The organism is Brevibacillus sp. SAFN-007a (genome assembly GCF_051967035.1).
Classification (GTDB): domain Bacteria; phylum Bacillota; class Bacilli; order Brevibacillales; family Brevibacillaceae; genus Brevibacillus.
Genome location: NZ_JBQCKK010000021.1, coordinates 12,674 through 35,767, shown reverse-complemented (window position 1 = coordinate 35,767; position 23,094 = coordinate 12,674). Strand labels below are relative to the sequence as shown.

At 45.4% G+C, this 23,094-nt stretch carries 24 protein-coding genes and 1 pseudogene; 24 read left to right on the top strand and 1 reads right to left on the bottom strand.

Translation table 11 applies throughout. The features are described from left to right. Positions 1–9: 9 nt before the first annotated feature. The 7 genes from ACTHO6_RS18160 to ACTHO6_RS18130 all read left to right on the top strand — a co-directional run bounded on the left by ACTHO6_RS18160 (position 10) and on the right by ACTHO6_RS18130 (position 7,491). Positions 10–1,185: a triple tyrosine motif-containing protein gene (locus ACTHO6_RS18160; protein WP_238504159.1), complete on the top strand. Its 1,176-nt coding sequence runs from the start codon at positions 10–12 to the stop codon at positions 1,183–1,185. A gap of 12 nt (positions 1,186–1,197) precedes the next feature. Continuing rightward, the gene (locus ACTHO6_RS18155) at positions 1,198–2,745 is read left to right on the top strand and encodes a fibronectin type III domain-containing protein (RefSeq protein ID WP_238504158.1); all 1,548 of its coding nucleotides are present in this window, start codon (positions 1,198–1,200) and stop codon (positions 2,743–2,745) included. 532 nt (positions 2,746–3,277) lie between these two features. Beyond that, positions 3,278–4,351: a hypothetical protein gene (locus ACTHO6_RS18150; protein WP_238504156.1), complete on the top strand. Its 1,074-nt coding sequence runs from the start codon at positions 3,278–3,280 to the stop codon at positions 4,349–4,351. Continuing rightward, entirely contained in the window at positions 4,344–6,017 is a 1,674-nt protein-coding gene (locus ACTHO6_RS18145) for a hypothetical protein (protein ID WP_238504155.1), read from the top strand. Before ACTHO6_RS18150 ends, ACTHO6_RS18145 begins: the two co-directional genes overlap by 8 nt. A 6-nt stretch (positions 6,018–6,023) precedes the next feature. After that, on the top strand, positions 6,024–6,473 hold the full coding sequence (locus ACTHO6_RS18140) for a Mov34/MPN/PAD-1 family protein (protein WP_238504154.1): 450 nt from the start codon (positions 6,024–6,026) through the stop codon (positions 6,471–6,473). Positions 6,474–6,492: 19 nt separating this feature from the next. Beyond that, positions 6,493–7,107 (top strand): hypothetical protein, encoded by a 615-nt coding sequence (locus ACTHO6_RS18135; RefSeq protein ID WP_238504153.1) that lies wholly within the window; start codon positions 6,493–6,495, stop codon positions 7,105–7,107. 24 nt (positions 7,108–7,131) lie between these two features. Beyond that, positions 7,132–7,491, top strand: coding sequence for a DUF3307 domain-containing protein (locus tag ACTHO6_RS18130; protein WP_238504152.1), 360 nt, complete (start codon positions 7,132–7,134; stop codon positions 7,489–7,491). Between the two features lie 580 nt (positions 7,492–8,071). Here ACTHO6_RS18130 and ACTHO6_RS18125 read toward each other — a convergent pair. Next, a complete protein-coding gene (locus ACTHO6_RS18125; protein ID WP_035296997.1) occupies positions 8,072–8,179 on the bottom strand; it encodes a putative holin-like toxin in 108 nt (35 codons plus the stop codon). Between the two features lie 240 nt (positions 8,180–8,419). Between ACTHO6_RS18125 and ACTHO6_RS18120 the strand changes: the two genes are divergently transcribed. The 17 genes and pseudogenes from ACTHO6_RS18120 (at position 8,420) to ACTHO6_RS18040 (ending at position 22,957) form a co-directional block, all read left to right on the top strand. Further along, the gene (locus ACTHO6_RS18120; RefSeq protein ID WP_238504151.1) at positions 8,420–9,343 is read left to right on the top strand and encodes a stalk domain-containing protein; all 924 of its coding nucleotides are present in this window, start codon (positions 8,420–8,422) and stop codon (positions 9,341–9,343) included. Continuing rightward, positions 9,340–10,770, top strand: coding sequence for a hypothetical protein (locus tag ACTHO6_RS18115; RefSeq protein WP_238504150.1), 1,431 nt, complete (start codon positions 9,340–9,342; stop codon positions 10,768–10,770). Before ACTHO6_RS18120 ends, ACTHO6_RS18115 begins: the two co-directional genes overlap by 4 nt. Positions 10,771–10,782: 12 nt before the next feature. Further along, a complete protein-coding gene (locus ACTHO6_RS18110; RefSeq protein WP_238504149.1) occupies positions 10,783–13,032 on the top strand; it encodes a hypothetical protein in 2,250 nt (749 codons plus the stop codon). Further along, complete coding sequence (locus tag ACTHO6_RS18105) at positions 13,029–13,469, top strand: hypothetical protein (RefSeq protein ID WP_238504148.1); 441 nt, start codon at positions 13,029–13,031, stop codon at positions 13,467–13,469. The genes ACTHO6_RS18110 and ACTHO6_RS18105 overlap by 4 nt, the downstream gene beginning before the upstream one ends. 35 nt (positions 13,470–13,504) lie before the next feature. Further along, entirely contained in the window at positions 13,505–14,350 is an 846-nt protein-coding gene (locus tag ACTHO6_RS18100) for an RcpC/CpaB family pilus assembly protein (RefSeq protein WP_238504147.1), read from the top strand. A 311-nt stretch (positions 14,351–14,661) separates the two neighbouring features. Next, positions 14,662–15,546, top strand: coding sequence for an AAA family ATPase (locus ACTHO6_RS18095; RefSeq protein WP_440243122.1), 885 nt, complete (start codon positions 14,662–14,664; stop codon positions 15,544–15,546). 12 nt (positions 15,547–15,558) lie between these two features. Beyond that, positions 15,559–16,950 (top strand): CpaF family protein, encoded by a 1,392-nt coding sequence (locus ACTHO6_RS18090; protein WP_238504145.1) that lies wholly within the window; start codon positions 15,559–15,561, stop codon positions 16,948–16,950. An 11-nt stretch (positions 16,951–16,961) separates the two neighbouring features. Further along, positions 16,962–17,819: a type II secretion system F family protein gene (locus ACTHO6_RS18085; protein ID WP_238504143.1), complete on the top strand. Its 858-nt coding sequence runs from the start codon at positions 16,962–16,964 to the stop codon at positions 17,817–17,819. 3 nt (positions 17,820–17,822) lie between these two features. Continuing rightward, on the top strand, positions 17,823–18,695 hold the full coding sequence (locus ACTHO6_RS18080; protein ID WP_238504141.1) for a hypothetical protein: 873 nt from the start codon (positions 17,823–17,825) through the stop codon (positions 18,693–18,695). 91 nt (positions 18,696–18,786) lie between these two features. Then, a complete protein-coding gene (locus ACTHO6_RS18075; RefSeq protein ID WP_035294754.1) occupies positions 18,787–19,005 on the top strand; it encodes a hypothetical protein in 219 nt (72 codons plus the stop codon). A gap of 70 nt (positions 19,006–19,075) precedes the next feature. Then, a complete protein-coding gene (locus ACTHO6_RS18070; RefSeq protein ID WP_238504140.1) occupies positions 19,076–19,282 on the top strand; it encodes a hypothetical protein in 207 nt (68 codons plus the stop codon). After that, positions 19,279–19,680: a hypothetical protein gene (locus tag ACTHO6_RS18065; RefSeq protein ID WP_238504139.1), complete on the top strand. Its 402-nt coding sequence runs from the start codon at positions 19,279–19,281 to the stop codon at positions 19,678–19,680. Before ACTHO6_RS18070 ends, ACTHO6_RS18065 begins: the two co-directional genes overlap by 4 nt. A gap of 4 nt (positions 19,681–19,684) precedes the next feature. Continuing rightward, positions 19,685–20,089, top strand: coding sequence for a prepilin peptidase (locus tag ACTHO6_RS18060; protein ID WP_238504138.1), 405 nt, complete (start codon positions 19,685–19,687; stop codon positions 20,087–20,089). A 13-nt stretch (positions 20,090–20,102) separates the two neighbouring features. After that, positions 20,103–20,942 (top strand): annotated as a pseudogene (locus tag ACTHO6_RS18055) (putative bifunctional diguanylate cyclase/phosphodiesterase). Positions 20,943–20,944: 2 nt separating this feature from the next. Beyond that, positions 20,945–21,208 (top strand): helix-turn-helix transcriptional regulator, encoded by a 264-nt coding sequence (locus ACTHO6_RS18050; RefSeq protein ID WP_238504137.1) that lies wholly within the window; start codon positions 20,945–20,947, stop codon positions 21,206–21,208. Then, a complete protein-coding gene (locus ACTHO6_RS18045; RefSeq protein WP_238504136.1) occupies positions 21,205–21,513 on the top strand; it encodes a hypothetical protein in 309 nt (102 codons plus the stop codon). The genes ACTHO6_RS18050 and ACTHO6_RS18045 overlap by 4 nt, the downstream gene beginning before the upstream one ends. After that, positions 21,494–22,957: a cell division protein FtsZ gene (locus tag ACTHO6_RS18040; protein ID WP_238504135.1), complete on the top strand. Its 1,464-nt coding sequence runs from the start codon at positions 21,494–21,496 to the stop codon at positions 22,955–22,957. Before ACTHO6_RS18045 ends, ACTHO6_RS18040 begins: the two co-directional genes overlap by 20 nt. Positions 22,958–23,094 lie beyond the last annotated feature (137 nt).

The window sequence follows — 23,094 nt, the reverse complement described above, 5'->3', positions numbered from 1 at the left end:
GTGGTTATTGTGAAAAAAGTACGTCAGATGGCAATTCTAACGCTGTTAGGTTGCTTTTCTTTTGCTCAACTTTCGTTCGCTGCAAGTGCGGTTTCTACGACGACTGTTAACGTGGTAACTTTGGCAAAGACTCCATCTAACTTGACATTGGACACGGAGGCAGCGACAGATACGTCGCTGCCTTTGCTTTGGGATGCGAATGGAAACCCTTCAAATACAGGGTATACTCTCGAAATGTCTGAGGATCAAACCGACTGGACGGTTGTGCAGGACAAGGGCATTGACGATATGGAAGAAACGGTTACAGGATTGGCGGGAAACAAGATGCACTACTTTCGGGTTTCCTCGTACAACCAGGATTCACCTCCGGGAACAAACGGGGAGTACCTGACCGGTCAATTCTTGACAAAACCTGCAAAACCGCCAGCACCAACTGGAAGTGTCGATGGCCAAACCATCACGGTCAACTGGGGGAACGAGCCTGGTACGACGACCAAACTGTTTGACGGCAAAGATCAGCAACTCACGATCGATGACGGAGACACAAACAAAACATTGGCCGACTTAACACCGGATACCGCATATGAGTTTTACATTGTTCATTCCAATACGACAGGCGATTCAGTGCCATCAGATAAAGTGAAGATCTGGACGGATGCCAAAGATCCAGCTAATTTGCGAGTGACTGACAGCACAGAAACGTCTTTGGCAATTGCGATTGATGCAAACGGGAATCCGTCTACGACTCAATACAAATATCGTATCACCACAATAGATGGTACGGCCATTGATGAAAGTGACTGGACTACAGACCTTACCTACAACTTTAGCTCTTTGTCGCCCGGAAGGTATAAGGTATACGCAAAAGCCCGAAATAACACACAAAACCCGAATGTGAAGGAAACGGCCGAGATCGAGCTGGTGACGGGCACTGTACCGGCTGCACCTTCAGTAGAGACTGTTCCGACAGAAGACTCGATCACAGTAACTCTTACACCGAATTCGGATTCGACGAATGTTGAGTTCCGAATTGTCCTGCAGGATGAAAACGGTCAAGAAGTCGCGGTTACCGACTGGGCTCAACAAGGTACGGGATGGGCCGCCTTCGAGCTGACGTACACTTTTACCGGTTTGCAGCCTAATCGAAATTACAAGGTGCTCGGAGAAGCGCGATACGCAGAGTAAGGGGGAACGAAGATGCAGCAGTCATGGAAAACAGTCGGGCTGGCGCTTGTCATCTTAACCGGCCAACCTGTTCAGGTAATGGTAGCGGCCAATCCGTCAGCTGTATCAGAGCACGAGGAATGGACCTTGGCAACTGTACCCACTTTGTCTGTAACAGGTGTATCTGGAAATACGCACACCGTTCAAATTGAAACGAATAACCCATTGGGAACGGAAATGAAAATTGAGAAGTCGGGAGACCCCGACTTCTCTGTTTTTGATGTCGTGCAGGATTGGACGCCGCACAATGACAGAGATACGTTTACGCTTGATCTGCAAGATGCGGAAACCGTGTACGTCCGTATCAAAGCACGAAATGGTAAAGGGATTGAGACTTTATACTCGGAGACCCTTACACTCATTCAGGCACCAGCCATGCCCACCTTGGCTTCTCAAGAAAGTACCGATCGGAAAGTCACTCTAATTGTAAACCCTGTGCAAGGGGCACATGTGTACAAGGTGAAACGCTCCGACTGGGATGAGCCCAAAGTGTTTACAGATTTAACATTTACAGATGATACAGTTTTACCAGGAAGACCGTACACGTACGAGTTTTGGGCCGAAAATAGTGTCATGAGCAACAAAAATACGATCACCATTTGGACCAAGCCGGCGCCGCCGATCTTGAAAGTCCAAAACGTGACCGCAACGAGCATTACGTTAAAAGTTAATCTCAATAGGAATCCGGATGATGTTTTGATCGAGGCTAAACGTGAAGGAGGAAACCCTGTCGTAAATGGAACTTTGATCGAAGAAACCGGACTTAAGGAGAATACGGAGTACACCTATGAAGTCCGGGTTGAGTCTTCCAATCACGAGTATTCCGAATGGGTTTCCAAAACATTCCGGACAGGAACGATGCCAGTCACTTCTGACCCCGATCAGGAATTTGACAAAGCTGCGGAGGACATCTTCTCCGAGGTTGTATACCAGGTGGACGCTGACGATAAAGGCGCATGGGTCGATGTCTCCGTGACAAACACCCGAGGAATGGATGTTCGTGGGACGATCAACGGGGTTACCCAACTCTTAAGTGCCACGCCCGTTCGATATGGAGACCTTGAGTGGAACAAGGAATACCTTCTAACGGTCGTGGTGAGCGACGGCACCAGAATGAGGGAAAAGCAGTATCCGATTAAAACTCCGGAGAAAGGGACAACAGAAGAAGAGGCATTCCGTAAAGAAGCAGCACAGTTTATCCAATCGATCAATCTGGTCGCCGATGGTCAGCTCAATTCCGGAAAAGCCTGGATCGACGTTGAGGTACCACAAACAAACTTCGCCGTGACAGCAACCATCGAAGGGTTTTCTCAAGAGATCACAAAAAAAGCACGCTTTGAAAATCTGGATGACAACACTGTCTATGTCGTTTCGTTCGAGGTACGTAACGGCAAATACTCGTATCGTGCACAACGGGAGATTACAACCCCAAACCGAACAGCTCCGGAGGTGGTAAACATCTCGAAGAGCGGAAACCATTTGCAGATTGAAGTTCTCACTCATTCAGAATTGAAGAATTGATCGACAGTAGCCCTCGTCGTAAGAATGACGAGGGCTTTTTACTTGGGGTAAACAAATTGCATATTTTCGTATAGGTGTAAATCAATATCCATTAAATATTTTCTTGATTTAATATACTCGACAAAATGAAAAACGTCACAAGGTTTGATAAAGGAGCAGGTAATGTGACAAAATTTAAGTAAGCTTGACAAAGTCGAAAGAAAAATTAAACCAACTCAATGATGTAGGAAGAATCTATATTTTGTGCAAAAAGCTTTAAAACACTAAATAAACCGCAAGATATTGTGGTTAGAAAACGTATGTTTGATAGAAATGATTGACCGGTTTTAAACATATCCCTTACAATTGTGTATAACAAAATAACCCAATGATTGGGGCTCACTGGGTTATTGGTGGCGGTAGAAAGGATAAGCCTACATAAAATGAGCAGGAAAATTTTCCGCCAATGGTCATTCATCTTCATTGTATATATTCTATATGACCATGAATATTCCTGCTCCCTGTTCATAAAAATTATGGGAGTGTGGCAAAAATGAAAAAATCTACTTACAGAGAAATTCTTCGTAATGATGCAAGATACCGATACAACTACAATCCGTTACGCGTAATTCTCAGCGAAAGCCTAATGATTGTTAAGGGTTACGTATCTGAGCAAGAAAAGCGAGAGATCCAAGCGATTTTGGATCAAGAATTAACTGAAGACTTTAAATTGGGTGGACATGCTGACTATGATCATCTTTTGGATCAGGTGAATGATTATCCTGACTTTGAGACACAACGGCAAGAGGATGTAAAACTCTGTTCGCTGTTTATAGACCTTCGCAACTTCACCAAACGGGCGCTGTTTATTGATGATCCTGGAGTTGAAACACTGGAAGAGATTGCAAGCCTAAAACAACAAGCGATTTCTACTTGGATTAAGCTTGCAAGGTTTTATCAGGGGCATATACACTCCATTACCGGTGACGGAATCATGGTACTATTGGGCGGGGAACAAGACTATGATAAGGACGAATGGACGGTAGGTGCACGTGCGTTTTTACTTGCTTTGCGAATCCTTGAAAGTGCGGATCATTTAAATGAACAACTCAAGCAAACACTAAAAGATAAGGGGAAAGAAGCTCATATACAAGCAGATAATCTATTAGACATCAAGGTTGGAATTGAGTATTCTCCAAAGACGTTAATGAACCCGCAAGGCGTGATTGTCAATGTAAACAATCAGAAAAAGCCAATCGGAGAAGTAAAGGCTACTTCATTTGAGATCGACTTTTCCGCTAAGCTGTTAGGCTATTATAATAAAGCAAAAGGAGAATTAGACGGCTCCCCTAAATATGGAAGAGTCCTCTTGTTTGGTGATAAATACAAAGAGTTAATGGATTTTAAGGAGGATGTAAAGGTTAATAAAATCGCAACATACGAGAAGACGATGTACAACGTTAAAAAATGTTACAACGCCCATTATATTGATTGTAAAGACTACAAAGATAAAGTCATTAACGTTGAAGATGTCGCAAGTATATGTAATGTGTATGACGCTTCAGAAGCGGCAAAAATGGCAAGTATTAGTATTATGCGGGGAGAAGAGAAGGTTCAACATGGATAAACAACGACAAATGGCAGAAGCTGAGTTATTACAACTCGGCTTCTCTTTTATCAACGAAAATACACTGTCTGGTCGGGTTCCACAAGACGGGGATGTTCATGGTGTATATATACAGGTCGAAATTTCGCTTACCGGTTTTCCGATTAAACAACCAGAGGTAAGGCTCAACTCCATTAATGACGATAGTGAACTGTATAAAAGTGTTCCAAAAACGTGGAGACACTTGGATGAATTTATTTTTTCATCCGACCCTAAAAGTACCAAATTTTATATCTGCTCCATGCATAACTGGAGCGCTAGGTCAGATCGTGGTGGAAAGTTTATTTATGAGCGAATATTAAGCTGGCTTCAGTCCAATGTAACTAACAATTGGAATGTGGATGAAGATCTACCAACCTGGAGAATCATCCCTCAGTTTAGCAATGCGATTATGTACCTTCCTGATTATTTTTTACAGGAGCTAAGGAAGGAAGAGGCGAAGACTTTTTTTTCGATGACAGCTTTTCATACACCATATGTTTTTACTTCTGGAGGAGAAGCATCTGGTAAAAAGGAAGGGAATTCCTATCCAATTAATGAGATTAGTTTTCAAAAACGAATATATTACTTTTTTCCAGAGTCTCCTAAAGAACATCCGTTTACCCATTTGATGAAAGCTAAATTGGGAGACGCATTCATCTCATCAAAGTTACTTCTTGTGCGATTACCTGGAAATTACTTATTTAAGACGCTCTATCAGCTTCTTAAAACTATTCAACAAAACACGGACCTAAATAAAATTTTGGAAAAGTCACAAAATATGCCGGTTATCGTTATGTATAGAGGAGATAAAGGTCGCGATGAGGCTGTGGCTTTTCTTGCCAGCAAAGAGTACATTGAAGGGAAAGAGGATTTTCAGATCCATTTAATGAAACTGGAGAGTATGCCCAAAAGACCAATGGCGATAGATATGACAGTTGGGCTACTTGGCGTAGGTTCCCTCGGAAGTCAGGTTGCAAGGCTTCTTTCGCAAAAAGAGACCAGGAGAGTTGTGATGAGTGACCCTGACGTACTTTCCATGGAGAACATCGGTCGTCATGAATTGTCTCCATTTTATCTCGGTCATTTAAAGTCTAGGGGCTTGGCATTTGAATTAAATACTAAAACCTTGAGTAACAATTTTTTTTACATGAATGAGGACGAAAAAGTTATTGGAATATCGGACATCCTGGTCATAACCGTTGGGGATCGGCAGGCATTTGACAAGCTTGCATTTCGTAAACTTCTCGGTCATTCAAAACCAATTATTTGGGCATGGTCTTCCCCCAATAATATCCTACAAGAAATTGTGATCACCACATCAGTGACAGGTTGCCTTAACTGTTATTATGCATTAACAGAAAGTGATAAAGAGCTAGCCACCTTTCAAAAAATTGCTTTGGAAGAGATAAAGGCAGCTACATCAATAGAATTTGATATCTGCGGGAATCCACATACGATCTCACAAATGGAGAAAATGGATTTTTTAGCTACCCAAATCGTATCAATCCTTTCTTATTACAGCAGACATGGGCGATTTCCATTTGACTTTGTCAACTATTATTGGGGAACAGATGAAATCATTCCAAGAGCAAAGGTCGGCTACGTACAATGTCATCCAGCCTGTACTTGTAAGGGGGATAGATAAATATAGATGGAACGAAAAGTGTATTTAAAATCTAATTCCTATGAAAAAATGAAACAATTAACAGCAGCCTATCCGGATGTAGAAAATGGTGGCTTACTTTTTGGGAGAATGAATCCTTCGTGGATAAAAATTCTTGATGTGTCCGACGCAGGTGAAAAAGCAATTCGCACAAAAACGGGTGTTGTTTTTGAAGCGAATTATTTGCAGCAATATACACAAGAGAGATTACGAGAGGATTTATTTGTCATAGGCACATGGCATTCACATCCAGCCCCTTTTGGTTTAGAGCCCTCATTTGTCGATAAAAAAACCATGACGCAGTTACTTCGTTTATTTTCGAAACCGTATCTTCCTGTTTACTTCATAGTTAAGTTGGAGGAAGGCGAGTTTTTGGCAAACGCTTATACCATTAACGATCAAAATACCATAATGAAAGAAGCTTACATTGTTTTATAAAAGAAAGCAGGAGGTTAAAATGGAAGAAAAGGATTTACATAAGTTTCGCTTTGATTTACTGACAAAAGCGATAGAAGATACACAACACACCGTTCGCTTCACGGACGGAAAAGCGGGGGCAGTTATTACTTTTTGGGGAATTGTCCTAACAAGCATATTGCGGACAAATGAAAGTTGGTATCCCTGGTTGAAAGCAGTTGATGGTTTTCTTGATCGCTTTTTTGTGTACAGTTGCATCTTCTTCCTGTTGTTTTTCTTTGTTAGAAGTATTTGGATTGCATTAAAAGTAATAACACCGAAGATAAATCCACTAGCCCAAATTGACTGTACGGGTTACGAACCTAAAGGGCTATTTTACCTTCATCAGTTGGATAACAGCATAACAGGTAAACATTTATTTCATGATCGTGCACTTCCTAAGTTAACGATGACTACAGCTGACTATATGGAAAAACTAAAGGATACTAAGGCAGAGGATATCTTATGTGAGCTTGCCATAGAGCTACAGAAGGTATCATTTATTCGAAATGTGAAAGTAGCTCGAGTAAACGATGCGATAAATTCCGTCAAGTTATTTTTGGTTGTATTCGGGGTTTTATTTTTATACGGTTTCTGTGATACATTTTTCAGATAACAAGCGGAGGTGGTTCCTATTCAATTGAACGTAGAACTGTTTATCGTCCTGTACATTTTTCATAAAATCGCCGATTACTTGTTTCAGACAGACGGACAAGCTAGGCTCAAATCGGAGAACTGGGGCTACCTTATTCGACATTGTGCAATTTATACCGCTACGGTTCTAGGTGCAGCATATCTATTCCTTGGATACTTTAGTTGGGGAGCCATTTTTCTGGTTTTTTTCAGTCACCTTGTCATTGATAAAAGGGATTTTCTTTATTGGTGGGCTATGTATGTAAAAGGTATTAAGCAGCCAGATCATCCATCGACTGGTAATGTAATGCTTGAACTCGACCAAGCATTTCATTATGTTGTCCTTTTTATCGTTAGTCTTACTTAGTTCAGTTTATGCGAGATTCTTTGCATTCATAAGGCAAAAACCCAAATACGTTCCTGACTTAATGACAGGGGCTTTATCTTTGAACAGGGTTGAAAGAAAAATGCTTGCTCCCATTCACAGGATATGGTAATATAAGTATTGACAATAAGTAAGCGCCTAAATTTTGATCTCCTATAAATTCTCAGGTACTTGCAACTCAAGACGATTACCACAGAAGGAAAGATCTCAGTAACAGGATTGGCTACATGAGGGCTTATTAGCTTCAAGGGGGATCTGCTTTTTTTCTCCAGTGATTTGTGGTATCCTAATAACAACACAGCGGTGGGACGTTGCCCGTCTTGAACAATAACCAAGGCGTGGCTCACATTGTGGGGGAGTAGGTTACCATGTTGCCAAGCCCAAGGGTGATCTACTGTCATTCTTCAGGGTTTTGTGGTATCTTAAAAACAACAGCATTTGTGCACACTAAAAAAGACCAACAGCGCGGCAACGCTGTCGGTCTTACACAATAGCCGCCCTCAAAGGCGTCGGCTCATATTCTGGGAAAGTAGATCACCATGCTGCCAAGCTCAAGGGTGATCTACTTTTTTCTTCCGATGTTCAGCAGTGTTACGACCAAAGCGATCAACGCAACAACAAATGTTCCAAACTGGATCATCAGATTCATTGCGTCGTGTGCTGACATCATGGATCTCACCCCCTTCCCTGATGGGGTAGAGAGTGAGCCGACCACCCTTGAGGAGCCGATTCTATTGTGCAAACCATTATACCATGGATTGGTAGATTCAGCCTCAGTCTCTCCGAGACTGGGGCTTTTGCTTTTTTATAGAAGTAATTTATGACAACTTTCAAAGGGGGGAGCGATTATGAAATAATGGGAATTGTTAGGGGGAAATCGAAAATTTAATTTTTCATGAGGTGATAATGTATGAAAAAGATTCGATTTGCTCAGTATCTCCTTGGAGCAGCTCTTATGACCGCTGCCATCAGTCCGGTCACTGTACTGGCAGACAGTAAGGATATCCAGGTGAAAGTGGACGACGTCTCTGTCCAGTTCCCAGATGCAAAGCCTTTCATCGATCCGTCTACCAGTCGGACAATGATCCCGATTCGTTTTGTTAGTGAGAAGCTGGGCGCCTCAGTCGAGTGGGATGGGGCGAAACAAACGGTTACTATGACCAAAGAAGGTAAGCAAATCTCGCTAAAAATTGGGGAAAAGAAAGCAATTGTAGCTGGAAAACAGATCACATTTGATGCAGCAGCGACTCTGCAAAACAATCGTACGTTCGTCCCGCTGCGCTTTGTCAGTGAAGCCTACGGCGCAAAAGTAGACTGGTTGGCAACTGAACGACTTGTACTGATCACCACAAACCTGCCTGATGGGACTGGAACTTCGGGTACAACAACACCGGGCGCCGGCCAACCGGGAACGACCAATCCAGGCGGCGGTAACACCTCGCCGACGACTGGTGGCACACAGGTAGGCTCGAAAGTTGGTGCAAAAGGGCAGTTTACTGTTGTAGCACCTGTTGATCCTGATTTTCTGCTTCCCAGACATTCTGAAACGGAGCCAGCAATAGATGCGTTCGTGGCAAGCTTGATGTACGAGGAAGGGAAGCTGTCAGGTGTTATTCCAAAACTGCCAAATGGATACTTAAAAGGTCTGATCTACACCGATAAACAAAATAAAAATCTGACTAAGGATCTTACGTATCTCAAAGAAGGTCAAGGCTTTACTATCCCAGTTGGAAAAGGCACACTTGGATTCGTAATTTATGAAGGCAACCTGGGCAAGAATGAAGTTTATGTGAGAGTCCCGGAACTGGAAGTGGAATGGGGGACCAAAAGATGATGAAGATGGGTATAAAGGTCCTGAGCTTCACACTTGCCTTGTCTATCGGGATCACAACTATGGTTTGTGCAGCAGTCACCTATCCTTATGGCGAATCTCCTTATGGAACTAAGAACATTCACCTTAAAGGGGATCTTTCGTACTCCGGTCTATCCGGAATACAAACCCGACCATCCACCGTACACCGACACGATCTGCGCGCCCGAAACGTCATAACCGGGGTATCGACACCACCTAGTGGATACCTTCAAACCGTTCAGTTCGACATCCAGCCATTACCTGGGGTGGAACCGGAGGACAAGTTCAAGGATAAGTCGGGTTACCACTTGGTCCCGTTCGAAGAAGAGATCATCAAGGACCTGGCTACTAAAGCAAACGGAAACGCTCAATGGGTGTGGGAACAAATCAATACGGAGCACCCGATAGTAAAAAAATATCAAGCTAACAATGCCCCCTATGTAAATATAGGGGCAATTTTTTACCTTTCTGGCGGAGGCGCGCCGGACATGAGAAGGGCTGAAGGTGATGGCATTACAGGGCCACTGTTCCGTACCACATATTTGACAACCCCTTGGCCCTCAATCCCGATCCTGGAACAAAACTCGAATGGAAGTCTGCACATCAAAGCGTTGGCTCACTCGATTTTTGATACTGCTATCACCGGCGTTGTCACCGTTAATGGAACGGCTACCAAGCAGCTCTTTTCGAAAAATACGCCGGTCAGCAATTACACGGTGACTTATGAGGGAAATGTCCCCTTATCGGAACTGCCTGGTCTAAAACAGGGTCAAAATCAAGTCACGCTCACAGTCAGTGACAAGTTTGGGAGAACCGCTTCCAAAACGCTTGTCATTCAAAATGGAATTACACAAGGCTGCCAACCGGTTCTTGTGAAGATGAGGGATGCGACGCAGAGAATTTACTTCCCGGATGTGTCAGATGGATCGACCATCAAATACGGAGGGCCGCTCGTATGGGGTATGCAGTATAATTCCGCGGTTTGTTCCGTACTTGAATCTGTTAACAAAAACAACGGCATTGGTGACAAACTGAATCAACCGATTCGGGTGTCGGACATTCATACCAGCATCTTTCTGAACCGATGGGAATTCAAGATCGGGAAGAGCAAAAATGGGGTCATCCTGGAAAATCACTCAAAAGATACGAAGCCATTGGTGGCCTATCTCATTGAGACAAAAGGAGAAAAGGTCTTGAAACGGTATGTGGTGAACAAAGGCCAATCGGTGGAGATCGTACTTCCCACTAAGAAGTACAAGGGGGAATATTCCATCCAATTCCCGTCCCCATTGGTTGACAGCGGCTTTTGGGCTAAGGCTACAGCAACTAGGGATGGAATGCCGGCCAGTTATACGTATCCAGACCAGGTAAGGGGAGCCATTCAAGCGATTGTTAATTTCAAGAAGTGAGAGGTGGGATACTTGAGGAACAGACAAAAAACCTTGCTCCCTTTGATCGTGATTGCGTTCCTGATGGTCACGGTTCTTCCCGCGTCCGGATTTTCAACGAGCAAGCCTCCTGTGATCTATTCGCTGACGATCAATGGACAAAATGCTCCGACCGTATACGCGGACGTTGGAGAAGTGAGTTATTCGATTTTGTTGGAAAGCTTTTCGGCGAACAAGAAGGCGTTAGTCTCCCTGGAGTACCGGAACACTGAAACCAATCAACTGACAACAGTATTTGAAGAACAATGGCTTGAAGAAAAGACAAACTCCGGAACCTTTGCACTTCAAAAGGGAACGTATGAGGTCACGCTTCATGCGAAAGACGAAGAAGGGAATGTGGCGCAACCATATACGGTTACGGTTATTGTAGGCAGCGACACAAACTTGAAACTGCTTGAGGTGAGTCCCAATCCGATCCTGATCAAACGAGATAAGGAGACAAGAGATGTCTCGGTCACCGTAGAAAATCAATCACCAAGTCCGAAAACAACGCAGGTAGCATGGAAATGGGAGGGGGATCAACAATGGCAGGAAGTCAAGGAAGTAACCTTGCCGGGGAGGTATGAGAACCTGGGGCGCCAAGCCATATCGTTTTCCATCACGTTTGACATGCAGGGGAAAAAGGAAAGAGCGATGGAATTCGAGGTGAATCCCGATCACAATCCGTTGGAAAAAGATTACGGGGATAATCACGCGAACACGCTCGTTCAGTTTGACTTCCCAGACTTAGAAATCGGGGAAGGTATATTGACCGCTAAGACAGCTAATGGAATCACAGTCGAATTTCCTGTGAAGCAAAAGGATTTGCCGGGACGTACCCAAACGTTGGTCACATCCATGGAGTACGGTTTGGGGGCAGAAGCAACAAAATTGGGCGAGATCTCGAATATCTCGCTTGGGGTTGGGGAAGAAAAATTCATTTCAGCTACGTTTCCACTACAAAATACCGTATATGCCCGGCTCAATCCACATGAGAATGCTCCTCCGATTGAGTTGTATGGATTCCATAACAACTTGGAAGTCACCACGCTTGATTTGTCGAAGAACATTAATCTGTACGTCAAATCAGTCAAAGGTGGGGTATATCGTCAGGGAGACAACGTTACGACAGTCGTACAGGTAGGGAATATTCCAGATAGTGTCATGCCCGAAGCGGTCGATCTCGTTCTGCGTTTCGATGGTAAGGAGGTGGGCCGGCAATCCGTTCATCTGAATCCGGGTGAAGAGCGGGAGGTTCCTTTCGAGTGGAAGACGCCTGTAACCGGGAAATTGGAAAGGATGACATACAAATTGGAAGCCGAGATTCATCCTCAGCCACGGAAATTTGACGAGATTACGTACGCGGACAATATCAAATCTGCGAATGTTGTTTTGCTGCCCGAAGAGGTGGTCGGGGCAGCTTGTCGCGGGGCAAAGGTCCAGACGACAGCGGTTTCGGGCACCTATGAGTACTATTGCAATTGTACACCCACTGGCTGCAGCATTTGCACAGGAAAGTATTATGAGTCCATCGTCGTTACACCGGAGTATCAAACGGCAACCGTGAAAGCAGGGATGGGTTTTGCCTACAAGCTGAAAACGGAGTACCACAACTCCAATCCGCACAATGGAACGAACCATGATTTTTCCAAGATCTTGGCGGAGTTCGATACTGAGGAGTACCAAGGAGATACTATCGTCCTGCCTTCAGTTGAGTTGGTGCCTAAGCACGATCCGCCGGTATCAGAAAACATCTGGCAATTTCCACGGGCCAAGATTGAACGGGGACAGAAGGACATAGAGGCCATCGAGTACCTTCACACGCTTGATCCTTTGGAAGTCGATGAAAGTCAGTACGTGGATGGGCAAAACAAGTATTACACCAGCTTTTATCAAAAGGATGGAACGTATCCTTTTGCGGTGAAGGGCGAAGGGGCAGGAGTAACCTTCATCACTCATACGGATATTAAGGGCAATACGACGGTAACACCTGTTTCTCCGCGTCTCGCCACATGTATTGACCAAGCATATAACATTCAAGGAAGCCCCCATGATGATTATATCTATCGACGGGTCGATCCAAACAATCCATATCCCCACAACATTCGGCCGGGATGGGATTGGCTGGGTCACGAAGGGTACTTCGATGAACTTGTTCCCTGGTACAACAGCAACGGAAAGGAAAATTCCAACGGGATAGAGGTTGAGGAATTCTCCGTTTATCCACAAGAGGCGCGGAGGTGATCACGTTGACAGGGATACCCAAGATGGTAGCCTTTTTTATTTGCTTGGCCTTTGTGATTGCGTACTTTAAAGACGTAACCATCGTCATATTTGGAAAAGAAGACTTTCGAAGTGCGGCGATTGCGGCGGCTCGGCAGGCCATTATCAAACATCAGGATTGGGCTGCTTTGCGAGTAGGAGATCCTCCTTATCTGATGCGGGAGGGATTGGAAGATACCATAAGTCGGGTACTCCAAAACAACCTGAATGTTGGACCGAAGGAGTTAAACGTGCGGATGAACGTACAAACGTCGCCCGCGCTTCTTTCCCTTGCTGTAGATGCTAACTATAGTAGTTCCCTTCTCAAACTGCTAAAGGAGAACAACATTCTTGTTAACGTTCCGGTTCAGACAACGGAGATCATCGAATCGAAGTATGACGTTAAAAATTACGAGTAAAAGGTGGTGAATGGGCGCACGGGCGCCTTTTTCTTATGCAAAGAAACGTGAGAATCATCATCCTGCTATTGCTTATCGCATTGGTTGGAGGGGGTGTTTACTTCGGGTATACAGAGTATGAGAAACGACAAAGTGCATTGGTTCCCGTATTGACCGTCTCGCAAGAGATTCCTCCCCGCACCATGATTACTCAAAAGATGTTTGACGACGGGGTGATCAAGGTGAGCATGCACCCAGCCAAGATCGTTCCGCCAAATGTGTTCCGAAAACCGGAAGACGTCCTGAATAAGTTTACAGCCACCAACTATACGGTGCCGCCGAACAGTTATTTGTACGTCGGAAAGGTATTGACGGCCGAGGAAATGAAAGATGGCGCGGCAATGCTCCTCAATGAAGGGGAGAAGATGATTGCGATCAACACAAATTTGCGCTCTTCCTTAGCGGCCCAGATTACGGAAGGGAGTTACATCGACCTGTGGCTGTCAGCGGTGGCCAAAGAGGATAAAAAGCCGGTGATCGGCCCGTTCCTGGAAAAAGTGAGGGTGATCGGGACGTATGCAACCAGTTCTCAAAAGTCGCGTCCAACGACAGATACCGTTACCAAAAACAGCAGCGATGAGCAGCAGCCGGTAACCATCGGGGCAAATGTCGTGCCGCAAACGATACTTCTCGCGGTCAATAATGAACAGATCGCATTGATCCAACTGGCTGAAAAACTCGGAACCATACAAGTAGTGGGAGTGAGTTACAAGGACTATGGCAAAACAACATCAGCTGCGGATAACGGGCTTTGGTCAGTCAAGAGGATGCGGGAATGGATGACGGCAGAATTGAGTAAAACGTTTCAAGTTCTCGAAACTACAAAGGGGGATGCCCAATGATTATCAACGCAAGCAGCTATGAGCAGATTACTCAGCTCGCACGCTCTTATGGAATCGTGTGCGAAGAACGGTATGATCTTGGAGATGCACAATCACCTGTCATTCTGTCAGATACAACCGACCCGACCGGTGAAGTGGCGAATACGTTGGCGAGCCAGGGGGTTCCTGTTCTTTATTTAGCGTACGATCCTCCCGTCAATTTGTCTCCCTCTATCTCCATTTTGAAGGGGAAGGAAGTAAGGTGGGAGCAAATTTACGCCTGGATTCAGTCCTCCCTGCAAAGGCAAGAGCAAAAACAGCACATTGCCCATTTGAACGTGAAACGAACGATCGGTTTTTTTGGAATCCAACCGGGGGTAGGAGCTGGTTCGATTGCCCGAGCCTTGTCTTTTTATTCGGCCATGAATGGGAAGAAAACGCTGTACATCGACTTGGACATTCGATTCCCCAAGGCACCGTATCTGATCGGGTATAAGGATTCGCGATACACGTTGGAAGGACTGCTCGAGGCCCTACAAAGCAAAGAGCGGCCCAATATGGAGCCCTACTTTTTGCATAAGTCCAAGATGGGGCAAGTCACCAAACATCTGGCGGAACACTTCAAGAAGCTGCCGGATTTGTTGTACGTCCTGTCTCCGTCGGCCGACCTTGGTTTTGAGTATTTTCCAACCTTGGGGACGGACCTCAACGAGATTACCGACTACATGAAAAAAATCGTGGAGGGAGCCAAACCATTCTTTGAAAACATCATTTTTTCCATGGGAAGCGATCCGGATGAGCCGCTACACTTGGCCATACTTAGAGCCTGCGATCAGCGCGTCTTTGTCACGGATACCAGTCCGTCTGCTGTGCGGTTGTTTCCGCAACGAATCAAACTGCTGGAGAACACCGGTGTTCCAGTGGACGGTGCCCAGGTAATTATCAACAAGCTTCCTGAAAAGATGAACATCGCCATATTTGAAGAGTTCCTACAACGTCGTGTCACCTATACAATTCCGTATGATCCGCAGATGATTACCGAGATTCACAAATTAAACTTGCTCGGTGGAAAGTCATTTGAGTCAGCCATTGGTGAAATAGCAGAGGGGTTATTGGGGCTAGAGAAGGAAGCGAAAAGACGGGAAGCCAGCTCGAAAAAGGCAGGACGCGGCAGCCTCCTTTCACAATTTTCCCTGTTTCGAGAAAAAACCGTGTGAGGTGGATCAACAATGCCAAATGAAACAATCTTGTTAAATAGAGGACGTGTAAACCTGCAACAACTGCAAAGCCAGCAGGCCGCTACGAAGACTGCTAGGCCAGAGGAAGAACAAAGTGTGGAACACACCAGTTCCGACTATGAATTGGTGCGAAATGAAGTTCGGAACTTTCTCATGAACGAACATAACAAACTCGTTCAGGATGCACTGTTCAATAAAAAACGTAAGCCGGAGGTAGAGCGGATCATCCGCAACTACCTGCAGATCGAACGAAAGTTTGTGGCCGGCATGAGCATCGATGATGTCGTCATCCGAATCTGGAAAGACATTTTTTCATTGGGGCCTTTGGATGATGCGTTAGAGGACAACTCCATCACGGAGATCATGATCAACGGGTACGATCAGCCGTGGGTAAAGCAGAACGGAAAAGACCGCCCTGCGGAGGATTTGATTCAATTTGACAATCAGAAGCACCTGGAGACCATCATCGTCACCAAAATCCTGAATTCTTGCGGGAAGTCTGTATCGGATAAAAATCCCATTGTGGATGCACGGATCGGTGAATGCCGAGTAAATGTGGTATGGCAACCCATCAGTCAAATGAAAGGGCCCATCTTGACCATCCGAAAGTTTCCTCCGATCACGTTGACAGAACAAGAATTTTTGGAAAAAGGAACAGCTTCGCCTGAGATGTTTGAGTTTATCAAACTGATTGTTCAAGGGGGATGCTCCATTTGCATGGGTGGGAGCACCGGTTCCGGTAAGACCACTACTTTTAAACTGATGGCAGGTTTTATTAAAAAAGGCGAACGGGTTATCGTTATCGAAGACACCGCAGAGATGCGATTGGAAAAGTTGTATCCCTATGAGGAAGGCTACCACTTTATTTCCGAGGAGTGTCGGATCATGGAAGATGAGTCGTTGGACGTTGTGATCCAAAAGTTGGTCGTTACCAGTTTGCGTCAGACTCCAAAGCGGTTGATCATTGGGGAAATTCGCAAAGAGAAGGACCTCCTGGCGGCGATTGAGGCTGCCTTGATTGGACACCCGTTATGGTTTACCATGCATGGCCTCAGTGCTTCGGAATTGGCAGAACGGATAAGTGTGCTTTTGGCACGGTTTATGACCAAACAGGACGCCAACCGGCTGTTATCCAAGTCACTTAACATTATCATGATGCAGAAGCACTTTGCCGAAGATGACCGCCGCCGCGTATTTGAAATTGTGGAGATTGTTGGCGTTGACCAAGATGGTGAATTGATCCTGAATCCGATCTTTGAGTTCGACTGGGAAAATAAAGAGTTCGTTCGCAGCAACCCCATCTCTGAACGCTTGGTCAAAATGTTCCAACATGCTGAAATTCCAAGAACGAGATACGAAAAGTATCTCCAACCCGTTGGTTGAGGTGGACATCGATGAGCATGGCGGTTTTGTTGGCCGTAGGAGCCGTGTTATTTTGTTTCCTTCTCTTGCTATGGTTGGAGTTCGGAAAAAGAGAGATGATTAAGTGGGTTGAATTAAACAAGCCAGCAAAAAGAGAGCGCACCAGTTTTTTTGCCGAGGGAGAACGACTGGGGGTTTCGGTCCAGAGACAAGTCATATGGTGGGGGTTTGCTATCGGAATCGGAGTTGGCTTATCTTTTCTTTTTCTCAACCCATTTATCACATTACTCGTATTGGTCGCCAATTACTTCTCAATGAAGATGTTTTATTTAAATAAAGAACGCCACATTCGGGATCTGGCGAAAGAGCAATTGGGACCGGCGCTTCAAAATTTAGGCGCCGCTTTTCGCATTCAAAAAAACTGGAAACGTGCGTTGGAAACCACGATTCCGAGTCTGGATGAACCGTTGAAAAGCGAGTTCATGCGTGTGTATCAGCTCCACAGCAGCGATGTTTTGATTGGGGACGCCTTACAGGAGATGATGGAACGCCTCAAAGTACCCGAAATGAACTTGTTTGTGAAGATGGCCGAGATTAGTCAATCAGTTGGCGACAGCGCAGCTGAAGGAGTACTGGTTGCGGGTGCCTACTTTCAAACCAAGCGATTGGCAAAAATGGAACTGGCCAATGCTATGCTAAGTGCCGTTCGAGAAAATCGTTGGCTGTCCTATTTGTTTATTGCTGCCGTGGCATTTTTTCGTTTTTTTCAGCCGGAAATATTTGCAGTGTACACAAAAAGTTTGGTTGGACAGTGTCTGTTGACTGTGTATCTGGGGATTGCTCTTTTTGTCCCTATCGTGAGTTATTTCATCATTCGAAAAGAGGTGTGATCGTTGATCTTCCTTGTATTTGGGGGAGGGCTGTTAGCCTTCCTCCTTTTTCTCATCCTGTTTTACCTGTTTCAACCTTCGTCAACTTATCGGGCATCGATCCTTTTGGAGGAAGTCAAACCTGATCAAACATGGCATCGGTCATTCGAATTTCTTTTTCCTCTGACCAACAAATACTTGCAGCGAACCAGAGCTGCGATTGAGCAAGAACTACTGGATGCTGATTCGAGGAAGACGCCCGAGCAGATTGTCATTGAACAGTTTGTGTATTTGGTCGGTGTGCTGTTACTGTTTCTCATCGTTTACGTGATCATGAAGGCTTGGTTCATTCTCGTCCTGGGTGTCTTTTTAGCCGTCTATTTTTTCTTCGAACCGAGGAGAGAATTGAAGAACAAAGCGAAGAATTTGCGGGAAGAGATACGGAAGGAAACACCCAACTTTGCATTGACGGTAAGACTGTTGCTCAAGGGGCAGAAAACCCCTGCGGATGCGCTGCGAATTGCATGCGAACACGGAACAGGTAGTGGGCTGAAAGCGTACGCGGAGGTACTCAAACAAGACTTGGAGTTTCTGTCACCGCAGGAGGCCGTCCAAAAGTTTGCCAGGAGTACAAAAGTGCCGGAATTGATTGAGTTCAGTGCAGCTCTTTCTCAATACATGACGGTAGGGCCTGGGAAAGATGGACAGGAAATCTTGGCGCAGATGGAATCGACGTTTCGGGAGTTGGACAAAAAACTCATGGAGCGCGAAAAGCAAGTTCGTCCCGCCAAGGTAAAGGCGATGAATATGATCATTGCCTTGGACGGTATCCTGTTTATTGCCACGCTGATGGCGTTGTATTTGGTCAGCATGCTGTCAAAAGGACCTGCCTTTTGAAAGGGGGGATTCGGTTGAGAGATCCCCCCTGAGGAGACGGTACAACCGACCAAAGAAGTCAAACCAAAAAAATATGTAGGAGAGGATTACTATGTGGAACAAAATGATTCAAAAAGGGAAAGGCTTGTTTAAACTGATCCGTAACGATCGTGGTACGGTATTGATGGAAAAGAAAATTCTGTTGGTCGTCATTGTCGTAGGCGTTTTTGGATTCAGTGGCCTTGGCTATACGTTCCTGAAAGACTATTGGAACCAAACGTCCACCAACATTAAAAACAATAGCCAAATTAACGAAGAAGTGAGCTGGTAAAAAGGGCGGACCGGGCAGAAATGCCCGGTTTTTCTATTTATGAAATGCATTTCGAAAGGAGAGGAAGCGAATGCAAAGGTTTTTCGGCCAGTGGTACCTTGATACATCAGGTACGGTTCTGATGGAAAAGAAAGTGATCTTGGTGGTTGCTGCTGTGATGATCTTCGGTATGGCCTCCATGGCCTTACCTTGGATCCACTCGTATTTTTCCGACTATACCGCCAGTGTACGAAATGCTGGGAAAGTACATGAATTTCGGAGCGTGATCCTCCAATGAAAACGCTCAGAAATCAAAGTGGGTTTATCAGTATTGAGTATTTGATCATCTTCTCCCTAATTTTCCCGTTCTTCATCCTCATGGGCGACTTTGTTCAATGGGGAGGAAAATGGCTGAATGCTCAGGTTTGTATCAACGACACGACTCAAAAAATGGGGGAACATGGGGGGCTGTTGGATGGCACGATCCCCTATTTGCAACAGCGGTTTGCTGATGCCGGACTGGACCCTGCTGAATGGGATTTGACAATTTCAGCTGGTCCATTGGCAAAAGGGGAGGAAGGCGTGATTGCCGTTTCGTCCACCTACACGTTCAAGTCTTTGAAGATCATCGGGATCACGGCTCAAGTTCCCTTACGGGCATCAGCCACGTTTACATCACAAATCTGGATGAGGTGAGGAAGTGATACTCATTGGGTTCTCTACCATTGTCCTGTTGATCGCCGCTTGGACGGATTGGAAATGGCGGATCATTCCGGATTGGTTGACCTATCCGTCTATGGTGGTTGCGATCCTGTACCATTCCGTTCATGACCAATTGGGGTATTCCGTATTCGGTGGTTTGTTTGTGTTCTTTATTCTAATGGTACTCTCATTGTTCGTGCAAGACGGCATTGGGGGAGGGGATATGAAACTCCTTACCTTTTTGGGATTTGCGCTTGGGTTCCCGCTCGTAAATTGGTTGATCTTATTGTCTTTTTTGTCGGGGCTCATCTTTTCCAAGGTGATGAATCAGGTTCATGTACCGTTTGCGCCGTTTATCGCGTTTTCATTCGTGATCCTGCTGCCGACGATTTCTATAGGGTAGCAAGGAAAAAGAAATGGAGGAGGGGCCAATGGATCTGCCGGTAATCCAGTACGCAAAGAAAATATGCGAACAAGAATTACGAAAAGCGTTGGCAGCGGGAAAGGAGGGAGGGATCGAGATATATTACCAACCATTTGTTCACGTTGGGACAGGTCAGGTTATTGGAGCGGAAGCTCTCACACGATGGGTACACCCATTGTTAGGGGATATTTCGCCTCGTATCTTTGTTCCACTGGCGGAAACCAATGGCCTGGTTACCGAATTGGACCGATTCGTTTTAACAGTTGCTTGCAAACAGGCGAGGAGGTGGCTAGATACTTATTGCCCAATACGAATCGCTATCAACATTTCCCCGCTTTCCTTCCAACATGCCGACTTTATTACGGTTATCTTGAATGTCTTGCTAGAAACACGGTTGCCACCAGAGTGTTTGGAGATTGAACTGACGGAGAACATTGCGATTCGACAAGAACATACCCTTTCGACATTCTCCAGGTTGAAAGGGCTTGGCATAAAGATCGCGATTGACGATTTTGGTACAGGATACTCTTCGCTAAATTACCTGCGCCTATTTCCAGTAGACACATTGAAAATCGACCAAGTATTTGTGTGAGATGTGGAAAGCAGCCAGCAGGAAGTCCCAATTACTTCAGCCATAATTCGTCTTGCTCATGAATTGAATCTGCAGATTGTTGCCGAGGGAGTCGAATCAGAGGAACAAAAAAACTATCTCTTGCGTAAAGACTGCCACGTCATGCAGGGGTTTTTGTTCAGCAAACCACTGCCGGCCGATCAGTTTGAGCGATTCTTACAGGCCAGTGTACATTCCGGATCACGGATAGGGAGGTGTTGACGATGACAGAAAACCGGTTGCTTGACAAACTGATGATCGGAGTTTCCGAAAAGTATAGCCTAACTCCCCAAGAATCGAAGGTGCTGTCCATGCTGCTGCAAGGATACTCCATCCCCCAAGTTGCCGTTCATTTGGAAGTTTCTCCTTATACTGCGGAAAAACACAGCCAAACCGTGCTGAGAAAGCTAAACATTATGTATAAGCGAGAGTTACCTTTTTGGCTTCTGAAAGAAATGGAGACAGCTAAAGGAATGGTGAATCTATGACCCGATTGTACGAGTCGAAGCACTATGCCTTGTTTTCTAGCCGACTGACTGAACCCATGAAAGACGTTCTTTGCATTATCGGAGAGAGCGGAGAGATCAATAAACAATCGATCATTGACACGAGCAGATACAGCAAAACAGTTGTTCACGCTTGTGTAGAAGCGTTGTATTTTTCAGGACTTCTGAAGTTAAGGACACCAAGACGTGAAACGCTCTACTCGCTCTCCGCGGAAGGACAAGCGTTTGTAGATTATTTGTTGCTGACTTCAAACGAGGGGGGTTACCATGAGCCTGATGAACAGTAAAGAATTGGAGTTCATGACAAACAGTGGCCTTATCCAAGATGTGTCCTTGCGATTTGGCGTGATAGGCGCCGGCCAAAAAGGGAACAAGGATGCGGATATCTTTGCCGGTTATCGCTTTGCGGATGGGACACAATGCTACCCAACGTTGGCAATCAACTTTGCCCAGGCGGATATGATTCACCTGAAAAATATCCCGGAAAAGGATCGCATTCACTTTGACGGAATGAAAGGAGCTGCCCGGACTCCTTCTCTTGTGGTCGAGTTGTTCGATCCGACGTTGAACCCCAAGGCGAATGAATTGAGAAGCCAGTTGGCTGTGGCCATGGAAAAGAAATTTGCAAATGTGGAGCATCTGATCATTTCGCTTGGCGCCGGGGGTGGGGTGGGAACCGGTTGGGGCTCTTTGACTCTGAATTTAATCAAAGAAGGATTCTTTCCGGTTCCGATCACCTTACTCATTTCGCTGCCGTTTGACGATCCGGATGAAATCGCAAACGCCTTGCTGCTGTTAAAGGAGATTCAAGATTTTCTCAAGGTACAGGAAGAGTTGTTTGAATCCTCTGACACCAAACCGTTAGCCAGCGTGATTTTAACCGACAACAAAAAGATTTACCATGATTTTGAATTGAAGAAGGGATCGCGGACACTCCAACATACGAACCTGTCCTGGAAGGACGAAGGGAATAATGCGGTCATTAGTACCATCCACGAAGCTAATCTCATCCCGGCCAACTTTGGGAGCGACAACGTAACCTACGACCCGTCCGACTTCATCAAGTTAATGCAGCTTTCCGGCAAGCTTCTTACGATAGCGAAAGCACGGTTGGAACCGGATTTTACCATCGAAAAACTGGAAGCCAAGATGAAAGCAAGCATCGAAAAGGGGTACTTTGCTTGCGGACACCAGTACCAAACGGCGACAATGTACGGCGGTTTTATTTTGCGGCCGTCCAACGCGGACTTTTTCAAGGATGTCATCACGGAACGAACGATCAAAAAAGTGATCAGTGACTACAATCCGATCACGCAGATGAGAGGCAAGTTTGGCGACCCGATCTGGAATGAAAATTATGCAGTCATCTACACCTTTTTTGCCGGGATGGGAATGCCAAGCCGATTCGCCGAGTTGGCGAAAGAACTTCAACAGATCAAGGAAAAACAAGAGCAGGTTCAACAAGAATCGGAAGTGGATGTTGATGTGTCTGCCGCTATCAAAAATGTGAAGCAGTCTACGTTCAACCCCTATCAGCCGAAAACGAACAAATTCGGAGGGGGTGGTTTTGGGGGAGGATTTCAGTCGGTGTTCAGTCGATCACAGTCGGCTGTCACCAAAGATGATGAGAATCAGGAGGGGAAGAAAGAGGAGCAGCCGAATCGCTTTGGCCAACGATCAGGAAACCGCTTTGATGCCCTTCGGAAAATTCGTCTTCATGAAAACCAGTAACAGCATCCAACAGCATCCCTATGGATACTGTCGGTATCCAATACCATGACGAAGGAGAGCCGAGAATACAGCATTTTGGAACGAACGGTACGTATGCCGATAGTATCCCAACGGATGGCGACGGTATCCTCTGTCCA

What these genes read in the sequence shown, in the direction of transcription:
- ACTHO6_RS18150 (WP_238504156.1), top strand. Translation starts at nt 3,278, where the DNA reads ATGAAAAAATCTACTTACAGAGAAATTCTTCGTAATGATGCAAGATAC.
- ACTHO6_RS18085 (WP_238504143.1), top strand. Translation starts at nt 16,962, where the DNA reads ATGAGCATGGCGGTTTTGTTGGCCGTAGGAGCCGTGTTATTTTGTTTC.
- ACTHO6_RS18045 (WP_238504136.1), top strand. Translation starts at nt 21,205, where the DNA reads ATGACCCGATTGTACGAGTCGAAGCACTATGCCTTGTTTTCTAGCCGA.
- ACTHO6_RS18100 (WP_238504147.1), top strand. Translation starts at nt 13,505, where the DNA reads ATGCAAAGAAACGTGAGAATCATCATCCTGCTATTGCTTATCGCATTG.
- ACTHO6_RS18140 (WP_238504154.1), top strand. Translation starts at nt 6,024, where the DNA reads ATGGAACGAAAAGTGTATTTAAAATCTAATTCCTATGAAAAAATGAAA.
- ACTHO6_RS18065 (WP_238504139.1), top strand. Translation starts at nt 19,279, where the DNA reads ATGAAAACGCTCAGAAATCAAAGTGGGTTTATCAGTATTGAGTATTTG.
- ACTHO6_RS18120 (WP_238504151.1), top strand. Translation starts at nt 8,420, where the DNA reads ATGAAAAAGATTCGATTTGCTCAGTATCTCCTTGGAGCAGCTCTTATG.
- ACTHO6_RS18090 (WP_238504145.1), top strand. Translation starts at nt 15,559, where the DNA reads ATGCCAAATGAAACAATCTTGTTAAATAGAGGACGTGTAAACCTGCAA.
- ACTHO6_RS18050 (WP_238504137.1), top strand. Translation starts at nt 20,945, where the DNA reads ATGACAGAAAACCGGTTGCTTGACAAACTGATGATCGGAGTTTCCGAA.
- ACTHO6_RS18155 (WP_238504158.1), top strand. Translation starts at nt 1,198, where the DNA reads ATGCAGCAGTCATGGAAAACAGTCGGGCTGGCGCTTGTCATCTTAACC.
- ACTHO6_RS18115 (WP_238504150.1), top strand. Translation starts at nt 9,340, where the DNA reads ATGATGAAGATGGGTATAAAGGTCCTGAGCTTCACACTTGCCTTGTCT.
- ACTHO6_RS18145 (WP_238504155.1), top strand. Translation starts at nt 4,344, where the DNA reads ATGGATAAACAACGACAAATGGCAGAAGCTGAGTTATTACAACTCGGC.
- ACTHO6_RS18040 (WP_238504135.1), top strand. Translation starts at nt 21,494, where the DNA reads ATGAGCCTGATGAACAGTAAAGAATTGGAGTTCATGACAAACAGTGGC.
- ACTHO6_RS18070 (WP_238504140.1), top strand. Translation starts at nt 19,076, where the DNA reads ATGCAAAGGTTTTTCGGCCAGTGGTACCTTGATACATCAGGTACGGTT.
- ACTHO6_RS18135 (WP_238504153.1), top strand. Translation starts at nt 6,493, where the DNA reads ATGGAAGAAAAGGATTTACATAAGTTTCGCTTTGATTTACTGACAAAA.
- ACTHO6_RS18075 (WP_035294754.1), top strand. Translation starts at nt 18,787, where the DNA reads ATGTGGAACAAAATGATTCAAAAAGGGAAAGGCTTGTTTAAACTGATC.
- ACTHO6_RS18125 (WP_035296997.1), bottom strand. Translation starts at nt 8,179, where the DNA reads ATGATGTCAGCACACGACGCAATGAATCTGATGATCCAGTTTGGAACA.